14 protein-coding genes and 1 tRNA gene are annotated in these 12,483 nt (G+C 66.8%); 13 read left to right on the top strand and 2 right to left on the bottom strand.

What is annotated here, in order from left to right; genetic code table 11:
- Positions 1-344 precede the first annotated feature (344 nt).
- From ruvB to queC, 10 genes are all read left to right on the top strand, one after another.
- Positions 345-1,385 carry a Holliday junction branch migration DNA helicase RuvB gene (gene ruvB / locus AC5P60_RS18730; RefSeq protein ID WP_005410754.1) on the top strand — a complete coding sequence of 347 codons (1,041 nt, stop codon included), beginning with the start codon at positions 345-347 and terminating at the stop codon, positions 1,383-1,385.
- Positions 1,375-1,806, top strand: coding sequence for a tol-pal system-associated acyl-CoA thioesterase (gene ybgC / locus AC5P60_RS18725; RefSeq protein WP_033832981.1), 432 nt, complete (start codon positions 1,375-1,377; stop codon positions 1,804-1,806). Before ruvB ends, ybgC begins: the two co-directional genes overlap by 11 nt.
- A gap of 10 nt (positions 1,807-1,816) precedes the next feature.
- The gene (gene tolQ, locus AC5P60_RS18720; protein ID WP_005410752.1) at positions 1,817-2,596 is read left to right on the top strand and encodes a protein TolQ; all 780 of its coding nucleotides are present in this window, start codon (positions 1,817-1,819) and stop codon (positions 2,594-2,596) included.
- Between the two features lie 24 nt (positions 2,597-2,620).
- Positions 2,621-3,049 carry a protein TolR gene (tolR, locus tag AC5P60_RS18715; protein ID WP_005410751.1) on the top strand — a complete coding sequence of 143 codons (429 nt, stop codon included), beginning with the start codon at positions 2,621-2,623 and terminating at the stop codon, positions 3,047-3,049.
- Positions 3,039-4,094 carry a cell envelope integrity protein TolA gene (tolA, locus tag AC5P60_RS18710; protein ID WP_049404665.1) on the top strand — a complete coding sequence of 352 codons (1,056 nt, stop codon included), beginning with the start codon at positions 3,039-3,041 and terminating at the stop codon, positions 4,092-4,094. The genes tolR and tolA overlap by 11 nt, the downstream gene beginning before the upstream one ends.
- Before the next feature lie 282 nt (positions 4,095-4,376).
- Complete coding sequence (gene tolB / locus AC5P60_RS18705) at positions 4,377-5,696, top strand: Tol-Pal system beta propeller repeat protein TolB (RefSeq protein ID WP_005410749.1); 1,320 nt, start codon at positions 4,377-4,379, stop codon at positions 5,694-5,696.
- Positions 5,697-5,760: 64 nt separating this feature from the next.
- Positions 5,761-6,279 carry a peptidoglycan-associated lipoprotein Pal gene (pal, locus tag AC5P60_RS18700; protein WP_005410748.1) on the top strand — a complete coding sequence of 173 codons (519 nt, stop codon included), beginning with the start codon at positions 5,761-5,763 and terminating at the stop codon, positions 6,277-6,279.
- Positions 6,280-6,282: 3 nt separating this feature from the next.
- On the top strand, positions 6,283-7,101 hold the full coding sequence (gene ybgF / locus AC5P60_RS18695; RefSeq protein WP_005414274.1) for a tol-pal system protein YbgF: 819 nt from the start codon (positions 6,283-6,285) through the stop codon (positions 7,099-7,101).
- A gap of 139 nt (positions 7,102-7,240) precedes the next feature.
- Entirely contained in the window at positions 7,241-7,942 is a 702-nt protein-coding gene (gene queE, locus AC5P60_RS18690) for a 7-carboxy-7-deazaguanine synthase QueE (protein WP_231522010.1), read from the top strand.
- Between the two features lie 78 nt (positions 7,943-8,020).
- Complete coding sequence (gene queC / locus AC5P60_RS18685) at positions 8,021-8,686, top strand: 7-cyano-7-deazaguanine synthase QueC (protein ID WP_049404669.1); 666 nt, start codon at positions 8,021-8,023, stop codon at positions 8,684-8,686.
- A 132-nt stretch (positions 8,687-8,818) separates the two neighbouring features.
- Here the strand turns inward: queC and AC5P60_RS18680 are convergent, their stop codons facing one another.
- Positions 8,819-9,775 carry a DUF2268 domain-containing putative Zn-dependent protease gene (locus AC5P60_RS18680; protein WP_049404671.1) on the bottom strand — a complete coding sequence of 319 codons (957 nt, stop codon included), beginning with the start codon at positions 9,773-9,775 and terminating at the stop codon, positions 8,819-8,821.
- A gap of 178 nt (positions 9,776-9,953) precedes the next feature.
- On the opposite strand from AC5P60_RS18680, the gene AC5P60_RS18675 reads away from it, so the two are divergent.
- Positions 9,954-10,029 (top strand) — tRNA-Lys (locus AC5P60_RS18675).
- Between the two features lie 75 nt (positions 10,030-10,104).
- Here AC5P60_RS18675 and AC5P60_RS18670 read toward each other — a convergent pair.
- Positions 10,105-10,443 carry a hypothetical protein gene (locus AC5P60_RS18670; protein ID WP_005410743.1) on the bottom strand — a complete coding sequence of 113 codons (339 nt, stop codon included), beginning with the start codon at positions 10,441-10,443 and terminating at the stop codon, positions 10,105-10,107.
- 174 nt (positions 10,444-10,617) lie between these two features.
- Here AC5P60_RS18670 and AC5P60_RS18665 point away from each other — a divergent pair, with 174 nt between their 5' ends.
- Positions 10,618-11,460, top strand: coding sequence for an alpha/beta hydrolase (locus AC5P60_RS18665; protein WP_033832976.1), 843 nt, complete (start codon positions 10,618-10,620; stop codon positions 11,458-11,460).
- An 82-nt stretch (positions 11,461-11,542) separates the two neighbouring features.
- Entirely contained in the window at positions 11,543-12,481 is a 939-nt protein-coding gene (locus tag AC5P60_RS18660; RefSeq protein WP_266192773.1) for an alpha/beta hydrolase, read from the top strand.
- Positions 12,482-12,483: the final 2 nt, after the last annotated feature.

The raw sequence follows: 12,483 nt of genomic DNA, 5'->3' as shown, positions 1-12,483 counted from the left end.
CCATGTCTTGAGCCATCCACACATCCATCCACGCATGGCGTGGATCTACCGTGTCGACCAAGGTCGACACCCACCAAGAGTAGGCAGAGCAGGCCACGCCATCCAGGCAGATCGCAGAAACCTGTCGAAGGCGGGGTGGGTCCGGTTGCGGGGGCGTGAGCCGCATGGATGCGGCGACCGAGCTTACATGGACGTACTTGCAGCGTCCCCCGCAAGCGGACCCACCCCGCCATTCCCCAGGAAGCCCGCTTCGGCTGTTGCTCTGGATGTTGCCGTTGCTGTTGCCTCTGCGGGTGCCGGGCGCAGCCCGGCCGAAACCCGCACTTTTGCCGCATAATCAGCACATGACCGACGACCGCATCATCGGCGCCGGCGCCACCCGCGAGGATGACGCCGCCGACGCCAGCATCCGCCCAAAGCGCCTTGCCGACTACCTCGGCCAGGTGCCGGTGCGCGAGCAGATGGAAATCTACATCCAGGCGGCCAAGGGGCGTGGCGACGCGCTCGACCACGTACTGATCTTCGGGCCGCCGGGCCTGGGCAAGACCACCCTCAGCCATGTCATCGCCAACGAACTGGGCGTGGCCCTGCGCGTGACCTCCGGCCCGGTGATCGAAAAGGCCGGCGACCTGGCTGCGCTGCTGACCAACCTGCAGCCGCACGACGTGCTGTTCATCGACGAGATCCATCGCCTGTCGCCGGTGGTCGAGGAAGTGCTGTACCCGGCGATGGAAGATTTCCAGATCGACATCATGATCGGCGAGGGCCCCGCCGCCCGCTCGATCAAGATCGACCTGCCGCCGTTCACCCTGATCGGCGCCACCACCCGCGCCGGCCTGCTGACCGCGCCGCTGCGCGACCGCTTCGGCATCGTCCAGCGCCTGGAGTTCTACAGCGTCGAGGAACTGACCCGTATCGTGCGCCGCTCCGCCAGCATCCTCGGCATCGACTGCACCGCCGATGGGGCAGGGGAGATCGCGCGCCGCGCGCGTGGTACCCCGCGTATCGCCAACCGCCTGCTCCGACGCGTGCGCGACTATGCGCAGGTCAAGGCCGGTGGCCACATCGACGAGCCCGTGGCCCAGGCCGCGATGAAGATGCTCAAGGTCGACCCGGAAGGCTTCGACGAGCTTGACCGGCGCCTGCTGAAAACGATGGTGGACTACTTCGACGGTGGCCCGGTCGGCATCGAATCGCTGGCCGCGGCGCTGTCCGAAGAGCGTGGCACGCTGGAAGACGTGGTCGAGCCGTACCTGATCCAGCAGGGCTTCCTGGTGCGTACCGCGCGTGGCCGCATGGCCACCCACAAAGCCTACCGGCACATGGGTCTGAAGCCGAAGAACCCGCCGCAGGACCTGTTCGCGGAGGTTCCCGATGTCGGTTGAGCCACTATTCAGTTGGCCGACACGCATTTACTGGGAAGATACCGACGCTGGCGGCGTGGTCTACCACGCCCGCTACGTGGCCTTCATGGAACGGGCCCGGACCGAATGGATGCGCGCGCTCGGCTACGGCCAGGAGCGCATGCGCGCCGAGCACGGGATGGTCTTCGCGGTGCGCTCGATGCAGATGGATTTCGTCAGGCCGGCACGGCTGGATGACACCCTGCAGGTGACTGCCCGCCTGGTCCAGCTGAAGAAGGCCAGCATGGTCTTCGACCAGCAGATCCTGCGCGACGGCGAGCTGCTGCTGTCGGCCCAGGTCCGCATCGCCGCACTGGACGCGGCCAGTTTCCGCCCGCGTGGCATGGACGAGGCTGTCCTTGCCGTGCTGCAACCCCACCTCCACCCCGAATCCGAACACTGAGGAACAACGGATGATCGCAACGCTCCTGGCCCTGCAGGCCACGGTCACCGAGGCACTGCCGGCCGACGTCAGCAACGCCGCGACACAGACCCTTGCCCAGGCCACCACCGGCGGCGGCATCAACTACCTCGAACTGATGGCCAAGGCCAGCCTGCCGGTGAAGATCATCGTGCTGCTGCTGCTGGTCGGCTCGTTCGTCAGCTGGGTGATCATTTTCCGCAAGGCCCGCGTGTTCAAGCAGGCCACCCGCGAAGCCGACGAGTTCGAGAACCGCTTCTGGTCCGGCGCGGACCTGGGCAAGCTGTACAGCGCGGCCACCGACCGCAGCCGCAGCGTGACCGGCCTGGAAGCCATCTTCGAAGCAGGGTTCCGCGAATACACCCGCCTGCGTGACAAGCGCCGCCTGGATGGCCGCGCACAGCTGGAAGGCGCGCAGCGCGCGATGCGCACCACCTATACCCGCGAAGTGGACCAGCTCGAGCGCAACCTGGAACTGCTGGCCAACATCGGTTCGACCGCGCCGTACGTGGGCCTGGTCGGCACCGTGTTCGGCATCATGGTGACCATGCACGACATGATCAGCAGTGGGGCGCAGGCCGGCATCGCCGCCGTCGCGCCGGGCATCTCCGAGGCACTGTTCGCTACCGCCATCGGCCTGTTCGTGGCGATCCCGGCGGTGTGGGCCTACAACCGCTTCACCACGCGCGTTGAGCGCATGTCGGTGCGGTTCGAGACCTTTGCCGAAGAGTTCAGCTCCATCCTGCAGCGCCAGAGCGCTGGCGACGAGTAAGCGCCTGACCCGGGAGTCCAAGCCATGTCCGCTGCCATCGGTCGCCGCAAGCGCCGCAAGCTGAAATCGGAAATCAACGTCGTTCCCTACATCGACGTCATGCTGGTGCTGCTGATCATCTTCATGGTCACCGCGCCGCTGCTCACCCTGAGCTTCGACGTCGACCTGCCGCAGTCCAACGCCAAGGCGCTGGAGAGCAAGCAGGACCCGGTGATCGTCTCGGTGCGGCAGGACGGCCAGCTCAGCCTGAAGCTGCCCGATGCCAAGGAACCGACCGCCGTGTCGGCCGAGGAACTGGAAGGCCGCCTGGCCGGCATCGCCGCCCAGGACAAGGGCGTGCGCGTGATCGTCGCCGCCGACCGTGCCGTGGCCTATGAAAAGGTCATCGCCGCGATGGATGTGATCAAGCGCGCCAAGGTAGACAAGGTAGGCCTGGCCACCGATGCACGCTGACGTCCTGCCACCCCCGCATCAGCGCGAACCCGGCTGGGGCCTGCCCCTGGCATTGGCGTTGCTGGTGCACCTGCTGGTCGCGCTGGTCTTCATCGTGGCCTGGTTCTGGTCGCCCGAGCGCAACACCGACGCCGCCGCCGGCGATCCGTCGGTCGAGGCCAGCCTGGCGCTGTCTGCGTCGGAGGCCTCCGCTGCGCGCCAGGCCCTGCGCCAGTCGGAAAAGCTGGAAGACCTGCCGCCGCCGGTGGCCGAGCCCATCCCGGTGCCGGAAGACACCATTCCGCCGCCGCAGCCGATCCCGGAACCGCGCCCACAGGACGCCCCCACGCCGCAGCAGCAACAGGCGCAGGAGCGTGTCGCGCAGCCGGATACCAAGGATCAGGAAGCGGTGAGTGCGCTGGCCATCTCCCAGGAGAAGGCCAAGCAGGAACAGGAAGCCAAGCGCCGCCAGGAACAGATCGACCTGACCGAACGCAAGCGCCAGGAGGAAGCCGAGCAGAAGCTCCGCCTGGCCAAGCAGCAGGAAGCGGACGAGAAGAAGAAGCAGGCCGAGCAGGAGCGCGTGGCCGCTGACAAGGCCGAGGCCGAGAAGCAGAAGAAGATCGCCGAGATCCGTGCCCGCCGCGAGCAGGCCGAGAAGGAAGCCAAGCTGGCCGAGCAGAAGCTGCGCCAGGTGGCCGCCGCGCGCAATGCCGCCGGCAGTGCCGCTGCCGGTTCCAGTGGTGCCTCGCAGCCGGCCGCCGGTGGCGGTGGCAACAGCGACGACCTTTCGGCCAAGTACGCAGCCGCCATCCAGGCCAAGGTGCTGTCGCAGTGGGTGCGCCCGGATACGGTGCCGTTGGGCCAGCGCTGCCAGATCACCATCACCCAGATTCCGGGTGGCACGGTGATGCAGGCCAAGGTCAGCCCGAACTGCCCGTACGACGAGGCCGGCAAGCGCTCGATCGAGGCCGCCGTGCTCAACGCGCAGCCGCTGCCGTACCGCGGCTTCGAGTCGGTGTTCGCACGCACGCTCAACTTCACCTTCACCGCCCAGGATCGCTGAGGCGGGCAGGGCCGGGTGGCTCTCCGCTGCCCGCGTCCACGGATGTCGCGCTTGCCTCTGGCAGGCCAGGTCTCGACCGGGCAGGCTTTGGGCTGCTGTCGGACACCGCCCCGCAGGGCGGCGTGACGGGGAGACGGGCGCGATGTTAGCCACGACGTTAACGGTGCGTGAGAGGACGGGCTGGAACTGACCCGGAATTCACGTACCCTTGGTTCATGATTGCGAAGCGGTTCACTGCCGCTTTGTTATCCCTCGTTCCGGTTTCCCCCTATTGAGCGCTCCATGAAAAAGATGCCTCGCTGGCTTGCCGTGTTTGCGGCCCTGTTGCTGCCCTTTGCTGCCGTCGCGCAGCAGAAGGGGCTGGATATCGACATCATCGGCGGCAATGCTTCCGCGCTGCCGATCACCATCGTGCCGATGCCTTACCAGGGGTCGTCGGCTGCACCGCAGACCGACGTCGCCGGCGTGGTCCGTGCCGACCTGGAGCGCTCGGGCCAGTTCCGTACGCTGCCCGAAGCGCAGATCGTCGAGAAGCCGGTGCGCGGCGGCGACATCCAGTTCGCCACCTGGCGCGCGCTGAAGCAGAACTACATCGTGGTCGGCCGCGTGCTCGACGCCGGTGCCGGCGCCTACCGCGTCGAGTACGAACTGTTCGACGTACCCAAGGGCGAGCGCCTGCTGGGCCTGGCGATGACCGCCCGTGGCAACGCCATGCGCGATGTTGCCCACCAGATGGCCGACGCCATCTACGAAAAGATCACCGGCGTGCGCGGCGCCTTCTGGACCCGCATCGCCTACGTGACCGCCAGCGGCAAGGGCGACGCCATGCGCTACGCGCTGATGGTGGCTGACTCCGATGGCTTCAATCCGCAGACCATCGTGCGTTCGGCCGAGCCGCTGCTGTCGCCGTCGTGGAGCCCGGATGGCAGCAAGCTGGCCTACGTCAGCTTCGAGCGTGGCAATTCGGCCATCTACATCCAGAACATCGGTACCGGCGCGCGTGAGCTCGTCACCAGCTTCCGCGGCATCAACAGCGCCCCGGCGTTCTCGCCGGACGGCCGCAAGCTGGCCCTGACCCTGTCGCGTTCGGGCAACCCGGAAATCTACGTGATGGACCTGGGCAGCAAGCAGCTGACCCAGCTGACCAACCACTTCGCCATCGATACCGAGCCGACCTGGGCGCCGGACGGCAGCGCGGTGTACTTCACCTCCGACCGCGGCGGCCGTCCGCAGGTCTACAAGGTCGGCGCGGGCGGCGGCAGCGCCGAGCGCGTGACCTTCCAGGGCAACTACAATGCCAAGCCCTCGGTGTCCTACGACGGCAAGAAGATCGCCGTCGCCCAGGGCTCGGGCAACAGCTACAAGATCGCGGTGATGGACAGCTCGCTGGGTTCGCCTCGCTGGAGCACGCTGTCCCCGGGCTCGCTGGATGAATCGCCGAGCTTTGCGCCCAACGCGAGCATGGTGTTGTACGCCGCCCGCGAAGGTGGCCGTGGTGTGTTGTATGCCGTCTCGGCCGATGCGCGGGTTCGCCAGCGCCTGGTCCTGGCCGATGGTGATGTGCGCGAGCCGGCATGGTCCCCATACCGTACCCAGCGCTAAAAGAGTGTTAATATTTTCGTTGTCTTGAACCCCTCATCGGCCTAGGAGCCACAAAGGTATCGCCATGAACAAGTCCACCCGCGTTCTGCTTGTTTCCCTGCTGTCTGTGGCCGTCCTGGCCGGTTGCTCGAAGAAGGTGAAGGAAGAGCCGGCAGCCCCGGTCGACACCGGCACCTCGACCACCACCCCGACCGGTCCGTCGACCTCGGGCCTGTACGGCCCGGGCGACCTGGATACCGACGCTTGCCTGCGCCAGCGCGTTGTCTACTTCGACCTGGACAAGGAAGACGTGAAGCCGGAATTCCAGGCCATCATGGCGTGCCACGCCAAGTACCTGCGTGACCGTCCGTCCTCGCGCATCACCTTGCAGGGTCACACCGACGAGCGCGGTTCGCGCGCGTACAACCAGGCCCTGGGTGAGCGTCGTGGCAACGGCGTCAACTCGGCCCTGCAGGCCAACGGTGGCTCGGCTTCGCAGCTGACCGTCGTTTCCTACGGTGAAGAGCGTCCGGTCTGCACCGAGTCGAACGAGTCCTGCTGGTCGCAGAACCGTCGCGTCGAAATCGTCTACACCGCGCAGTAATCCATGCGCATTGGCATCAAACTGATGCTGGTCGTTGCGGCAGCCCTCGTGGCTGCCGCACCGGCGCATGCACAGCGACAGAGCCTGGCTGACCGTGTCGGCGCGCTCGAGCAGCAGATGTACAACAACAGTGCCAACCAGGACCTGTTGAACCAGATCAACCAGCTGCGGCAGCAGGTCACCAGCCTGCAGGCCTCGATCGAGCAGTTGCAGCACGACAACGCCCAGCTCAAGCAGTCCGCCCAGGACCAGTATCTGGATCTGGACAGCCGCCTGAACCGGTTGGAAGGGGGCAATGCGGCCCCGGCCCTGCCGCCCGTTCCGGCGAGCGCGCCGAAGGCCGCACCGGCCCCGGCAAAACCCGCAGCGGCGGCCACTTCCGAGCGGCCGCCTTCCGTCCATGGTGATGCCGGCAGCCTTGCCGCCACCGGCGACGAGCGCACCTCCTACAACGTCGCCTTCGATTCGCTGAAGGCCGGCAAGTACGATGATTCGGCGCAGCTGTTCCTGAGCTTCCTGCAGCTGTACCCGAACGGCGTCTACGCGCCGAACGCGCTGTACTGGCTGGGCGAGAGCTACTACGCCACCCGCAATTTCCCGATGGCCGAGACCCAGTTCCGTGAACTGCTCGCGCGCTATCCGACCCACGACAAGGCCGCTGGCGGCCTGCTCAAGGTTGGCCTCTCGCAGTATGGCGAGGGCAAGGTCGACCAGGCCCAGCAGACGCTGGAGAGCGTCGTGGCGCAGTACCCGGGCTCGGACGCCGCGCGCACCGCCCAGGATCGGCTGCAGTCCATCCGCCTCGGCAAGCAGATCCGTTGATCCGCTGACCGGGCGTACAATGCGTACCCTGGCGCCGGGCTGATTTCCGGCAGCCTCCTGTAGAGCCGAGCCCATGCTCGGCTGCTTTCGTTTCCGGCGCCGATAAATCGGTCGCCCGTCCCATGAAGAATTGTTTGCCATGACCGCCGCTACTCCGTCCAACGCCGTCGCCACCCCCAGCGACATCGTGCAGTCGCCGCTGCCGCGCCTGAAGATCACCGAGATCTTCACCTCGCTGCAGGGCGAAGCCGATACCGCCGGCTGGCCGACCGTGTTCGTGCGCCTGACCGGCTGCCCGCTGCGCTGCCAGTACTGCGATACGGCCTATGCCTTCCATGGCGGCACCTGGTGGGACATCGACGACATCGTGGCCGAGGTGCTGGCCCAGGGCGTGCGCCACGTCTGCGTGACCGGCGGCGAGCCGCTGGCGCAGAAACGCTGCCTGGTGCTGCTGCAGAAGCTGTGCGACGCCGGCATGGACGTCTCGCTGGAAACCTCCGGCGCGCTGGACGTCAGCGCGGTCGATTCGCGCGTATCGCGTGTGGTCGACATCAAGACCCCCGGTTCGGCCGAAGTGGCGCGCAACCGCTGGGAAAACCTGCCGCTGCTGACCGCACGCGACCAGATCAAGTTCGTCATCTGCAGCCGCGAGGACTACGACTGGGCCAAGGCCCTGGTCGCCGAGCACGAGCTGGTGAAGCGCTGCACCGTGTTCTTCTCGCCCAGCAAGGGCGAGGTCACCGCGCGGCAGCTGGCCGACTGGATCGTCGAAGACCGCCTGCCGGTGCGCTTCCAGATGCAGTTGCATAAAATCCTGTGGAACGACGAGCCGGGCCGATGAGCCCGCGCGGCGTTCCCTGATGTAGCTCCGGCGCGGGACAGCGTGCTGGCTTTCCCCTCCCAACCGGATGTTTTACCCATGAAGAAGGCAGTCGTGCTTCTCTCCGGCGGCATGGATTCAGCCGCCGTCATCGCCATGGCCCAGGAACAGGGCTTTGCCGTGCATGCCCTGAGCGTGCGCTATGGCCAGCGCCATACCTCCGAACTGGATGCCGCCGCCCGCGTGGCCAAGGCCCAGGGCGTGGTCGCGCACAAGACCGTGGACGTGGACCTGCGCAGCATCGGTGGCTCGGCGCTCACCGATGACATCGACGTGCCCGAGGCCGGCGGTGCCGGCATTCCGGTCACCTACGTACCGGCGCGCAACACCATCATGCTGTCGCTGGCCCTCGGCTGGGCCGAAGTGCTCGGCGCCAACGACATCTTCTGCGGCGTCAACGCCGTGGATTATTCCGGCTATCCGGACTGCCGCCCCGAGTTCGTGGCCGCGTTCCAGGCGCTGGCCAACCTGGCCACCAAGTCGGGCGTGGAAGGTGCGGGCATCAGGGTGCATGCCCCACTGCAGTTCCTCAGCAAGGGCCAGATCGTCAGCGAAGGCGTGCGCCTGGGCGTGGACTTCGGCCTGACCGTGTCCTGTTACAACGCCGACGCCAACGGCGCCGCCTGCGGCCACTGTGACGCCTGCCGCCTGCGCGCGCAGGGCTTCGCCGAAGCCGGCGTGCCCGACCCGACGCTGTACGCCTGATCGCCCCTGGTAGTGCCGGCCGCTGGCCGGCTTCCCTGATGGGTGTGAATTCCCAGATGGTGGGGGCGAACTGCTCCTCGGTGGGTGCGAACCTTGGTTCGCACTCCCTGACCCGCCAGGCATGGCCCGGCGCTACCGTTGCCGCAGCCACCCCGACGCTTCAATAAACGCCCGCACCGCCTTCGGATCGGCATAGTTCAGCTCGATCATCCGCGCGACACCGGCTTTCTCGTCGGCTTGCTGGCGCATGTACTCCTGCGCGATGCGGTAGCCGGCGTAGTACCCCACATCACTTACCCCGAACGGATTACCGGCGCTGTTGTACAGCCAGTTGTCCAGATCCCCGCCGTCCATTTCAGCGACGAAACGCGCGCGGATTTCCGCTTCGTGCGCGGGCCCGTAGCTGTACAGCGGCAACGCTGGCCGACGCCCGCTCAGCCGTTCGGCCACATACTCCGCCACGCCTTCGCGCACCGCGTACTGCGCCAGGCTGCCGGTAGTTTCGCGCTGCTGGGTATGCACATACTCGTGCAGGTTGTTCTGCGCGTTGTTCGCCCCCGGACGGCTGTCGTAGAAGATCCGCAGGCGGCTGCGCATCGGCTCCGGCAGCTCGCTCACGTCCACGCGCTCATCGCCCAGCGCCATCTCCGCACCGATCAGTACCTTGTCACCCAGCGTGGTGCCACCGGTGCGAAGCACGCCCACGGCATAGGTGATGGTGGCCGGGCGCAGGGCGGGGTAGAGCGTGCGGAAGGCGGCCAGGTCCCGTTCCAGTGTGGCGCTGGCCTGCTGCGCGTTGGTGGTCAATGGGCGTACCGACGTCCAGAAGCGCGGCCACGCACGCATGGCCTCGGCGTATTCGCGGGCGGTGTAGTTGCGGACCTGCATCAGCGCATGCAGGCCAGGGCTGCCTGGATCGATGTAGCGCTCCTGCACCAGTGCGACCTGGCGTTCAACGTCCGGCTCGGCGCGCACCGCGTCATAGGTGGCCCAGAAGCGGCCGATGTCGTCGGTGGCGACCTGGGATGGGGCGGACAGTGCCGTACAGGGCAGCAACAGGGCGGCAATGAGGCAGAAGGGCAGGCGCATCCGTGGCTCCGGGCAGGAATCACAGCTGGGATGCGCGTGAGGCCCAGAAGGTTTAAGCGGGCTCACCAGATCGGGTAGTGCCGGCCGCTGGCCGGCAACCTCGACGCACCAGGGTTTCACCCGGCCCGGCAAAGTAGGGTAGAATGCCCACCCCGCCGAAAGGCTGGGGCAGTGCAATGGGCCGTTAGCTCAGTCGGTAGAGCAGAAGACTTTTAATCTTTTGGTCGAAGGTTCGAATCCTTCACGGCCCACCATTGCATCCAATGACCCAGGTCATTCAGAAAGGCACCGTAATGCGGTGCCTTTTTTGTTGCCCTCGTCCGTGGCCTCTACTTCGCCCGCATTCCCTTGGCTTTTGCGGCCGCCGCGTCGGCAGCTTGCTGTGCGGCCGTCGCTGCCGCATTCGCGGAACGCACGGCTTCCGCTTGAGCCGCGTCAAAGTCAGCCCGGCGCTGCGCGCTGATCCGGCGTTCCAGTTCTGAATATGCGACGTAGCTCTCCGGATACTTCGCGACGCAGGCCTGCTGCAGCAGCGGGATCGCGTGGTCGGACAATCCCGGTTGGAGGTGGGCGAGCAGGCAGTCCGCATACGCTGCGGATGCTGGCGGAGTGCTGCTGGACTGCGGTGAGGCGGCGGCAAGGGTGGTGGCGATCAATACACTCAACATGGGAACCTCCTTGTGGATATGAGCGTGGCGGCGACCAGTCCGTGAGCCAAGGTGCCCGTTGCATGACCATCACCGGCTCCATGGTGCTCCAGTTCCGGCAGATCGGCAAAGTGCCGCGAACGACAGTGCCTCCGGCGGTCTATGCTCGGCATCTTTCCCAGGATGGGCCGTCCCATGCGTCTGATCGTGCTGTCGCTGTTGTTGTCCGTCGTCTCCGCCGCGCCGCTGATGGCCGCCGAATCCGCGTCGCCCGCCGCCGCCACGCCGCTGGTCATCGGCGAGACCTTCACCGTCGAGTCGAAGGCGCTGGGCGAGACCCGTCGTATCAACGTCTACCGCCCGCAGCCGTGGGGGCTGGACCCGAAGGCACCGCTACCGGTGCTCTACATGCCCGACGGCGGCATCGGCGAGGACTTCCTGCATGTGGCCGGGCTGGTGCAGGTGCTCAGCGGCAACGGCAGCATGCGTCCGTTCCTGCTGATTGGCATCGAGAACACCGAGCGCCGCCGCGACATGACCGGCCCCAGCAAGGACCCGCAGGACCAGAAGATCGCGCCGCGCATCGGTGGCTCGGCGGCCTACCGCGCGTTCCTGCGCGATGAACTGATGCCGCAGGTACGCAAGCGCTACCCGATCACCGACGAGCGCGCGCTGATCGGCGAGTCGCTGGCCGGCCTGTTCGTGGTCGAGACGCTGCTGCAGGAGCCGACGCTGTTCAACAGCTATATCGCGCTGGACCCCAGCCTGTGGTGGAACCGTGGTGCAATGCTGGCCGGGGCGGCCAGACAGCTGCCGGCGGTGACGCGCACACGGCCGCGCGTGTTCCTGGCCAGCAGTGGGCAGCCGGAGCTGGCAGCCTCTGCCGCACAGCTGGCAACGCTGCTGGAGCAATCATCGCCATCTGCGCTGGTGAAGTACCTGCCGCTGCCGGAGGAAACCCACGCCACGATCTATCACCCGGCCGCATTGCAGGCGCTGCGCACGCTGTTCCCGGCGCCGCCGCCGGCCTCGCCCTGACCGCACTGGTACCCGGCTGCACACCATGCAACGATGCGGCAGCGGCGCCATCGGGTGCGCCGCCCGCAACGGGAGCGTGTGGATGCAGCGTGTGCGTGGATGGAGTGTGGCGGCCTGCCTGGCCGTGAGTGGCTGTGCGATGTCGGTCGCGCCGCCCGCAGTGCAGAGTGAAGCGAAGGACAGTGCGCCGACTGCCACGCCGGGTGTGGTGCTGCCGGACACCGAAGCGCTGCGCGTGCACGACCCTGTCGGCCGCGATTATCCGGTCTGGGTGGCGCTGCCGGCCGACTATGCGGCGCGTCCGGAAAAGCACTACCCGGTGCTGTACGTGACCGATGCGCTGTACAGCTTCCCGCTGGTGCGCAGCGTGCGCAACATGGTCGGGCAGAAGGGCGTCAACATCGAGGATTTCATCCTGGTCGGGCTGCCGCCGCAGGAAGGCCTGACCTCCAAGCAGAGCCGCTCGCGCGATTACACGCCCAGCGACCCGGCGCGTACCGATCCGCGTGATTACAGCGATGATGTCAGCTACGGCGGCGCGGCGCACTACCGCGATTTCCTCGCTGGGCAGGTACTGCCGATGATCGATGCGCGCTACCGCACCGATCCGGCGCGGCGTGCCTATGCGGGTCATTCCTATGGTGGCCTGTTCGGCGCCTATGTGCTGACCACGCGCCCGGACATGTTCCGCACCTACATCCTGTCCAGCCCATCGTTGTGGTTCGACGACCATCGGGTGCCGCGCATGCAGGCCGAAGCCAAGGCGCCGGCGCAGCCCACCACGGTGGTGCTGTCGGTGGGCAGCTTTGAAACGGTCAAGCCCGAACCGCGCTACTTCACCCGCAACGACATGCTGCGCCACAACGCCGAATTCGCCGAGCAGCTGCGCAGCAGCGGGCGATCGTTGAAGGTGGAGAACATGGTGATCGATGACGAGGATCACTTCACCGTCTACCCGGACATGATCACCCGCGCACTGCTGAAGGTGTTCCCGGGTACCGGACCGTACAGCAGCGGTTGATG

The organism is Stenotrophomonas sp. YJH_SMC_120 (assembly GCF_059368675.1).
Note: the sequence above shows the minus strand (reverse complement) of the source record. Positions and strands in the feature narration are given on the sequence as shown.

What these genes read in the sequence shown, in the direction of transcription:
- pal (WP_005410748.1), top strand. Translation starts at nt 5,761, where the DNA reads ATGAACAAGTCCACCCGCGTTCTGCTTGTTTCCCTGCTGTCTGTGGCC.
- ruvB (WP_005410754.1), top strand. Translation starts at nt 345, where the DNA reads ATGACCGACGACCGCATCATCGGCGCCGGCGCCACCCGCGAGGATGAC.
- tolB (WP_005410749.1), top strand. Translation starts at nt 4,377, where the DNA reads ATGAAAAAGATGCCTCGCTGGCTTGCCGTGTTTGCGGCCCTGTTGCTG.
- AC5P60_RS18665 (WP_033832976.1), top strand. Translation starts at nt 10,618, where the DNA reads ATGCGTCTGATCGTGCTGTCGCTGTTGTTGTCCGTCGTCTCCGCCGCG.
- AC5P60_RS18660 (WP_266192773.1), top strand. Translation starts at nt 11,543, where the DNA reads ATGCAGCGTGTGCGTGGATGGAGTGTGGCGGCCTGCCTGGCCGTGAGT.
- ybgC (WP_033832981.1), top strand. Translation starts at nt 1,375, where the DNA reads ATGTCGGTTGAGCCACTATTCAGTTGGCCGACACGCATTTACTGGGAA.
- tolQ (WP_005410752.1), top strand. Translation starts at nt 1,817, where the DNA reads ATGATCGCAACGCTCCTGGCCCTGCAGGCCACGGTCACCGAGGCACTG.
- AC5P60_RS18670 (WP_005410743.1), bottom strand. Translation starts at nt 10,443, where the DNA reads ATGTTGAGTGTATTGATCGCCACCACCCTTGCCGCCGCCTCACCGCAG.
- tolR (WP_005410751.1), top strand. Translation starts at nt 2,621, where the DNA reads ATGTCCGCTGCCATCGGTCGCCGCAAGCGCCGCAAGCTGAAATCGGAA.
- queC (WP_049404669.1), top strand. Translation starts at nt 8,021, where the DNA reads ATGAAGAAGGCAGTCGTGCTTCTCTCCGGCGGCATGGATTCAGCCGCC.
- tolA (WP_049404665.1), top strand. Translation starts at nt 3,039, where the DNA reads ATGCACGCTGACGTCCTGCCACCCCCGCATCAGCGCGAACCCGGCTGG.
- AC5P60_RS18680 (WP_049404671.1), bottom strand. Translation starts at nt 9,775, where the DNA reads ATGCGCCTGCCCTTCTGCCTCATTGCCGCCCTGTTGCTGCCCTGTACG.
- ybgF (WP_005414274.1), top strand. Translation starts at nt 6,283, where the DNA reads ATGCGCATTGGCATCAAACTGATGCTGGTCGTTGCGGCAGCCCTCGTG.
- queE (WP_231522010.1), top strand. Translation starts at nt 7,241, where the DNA reads ATGACCGCCGCTACTCCGTCCAACGCCGTCGCCACCCCCAGCGACATC.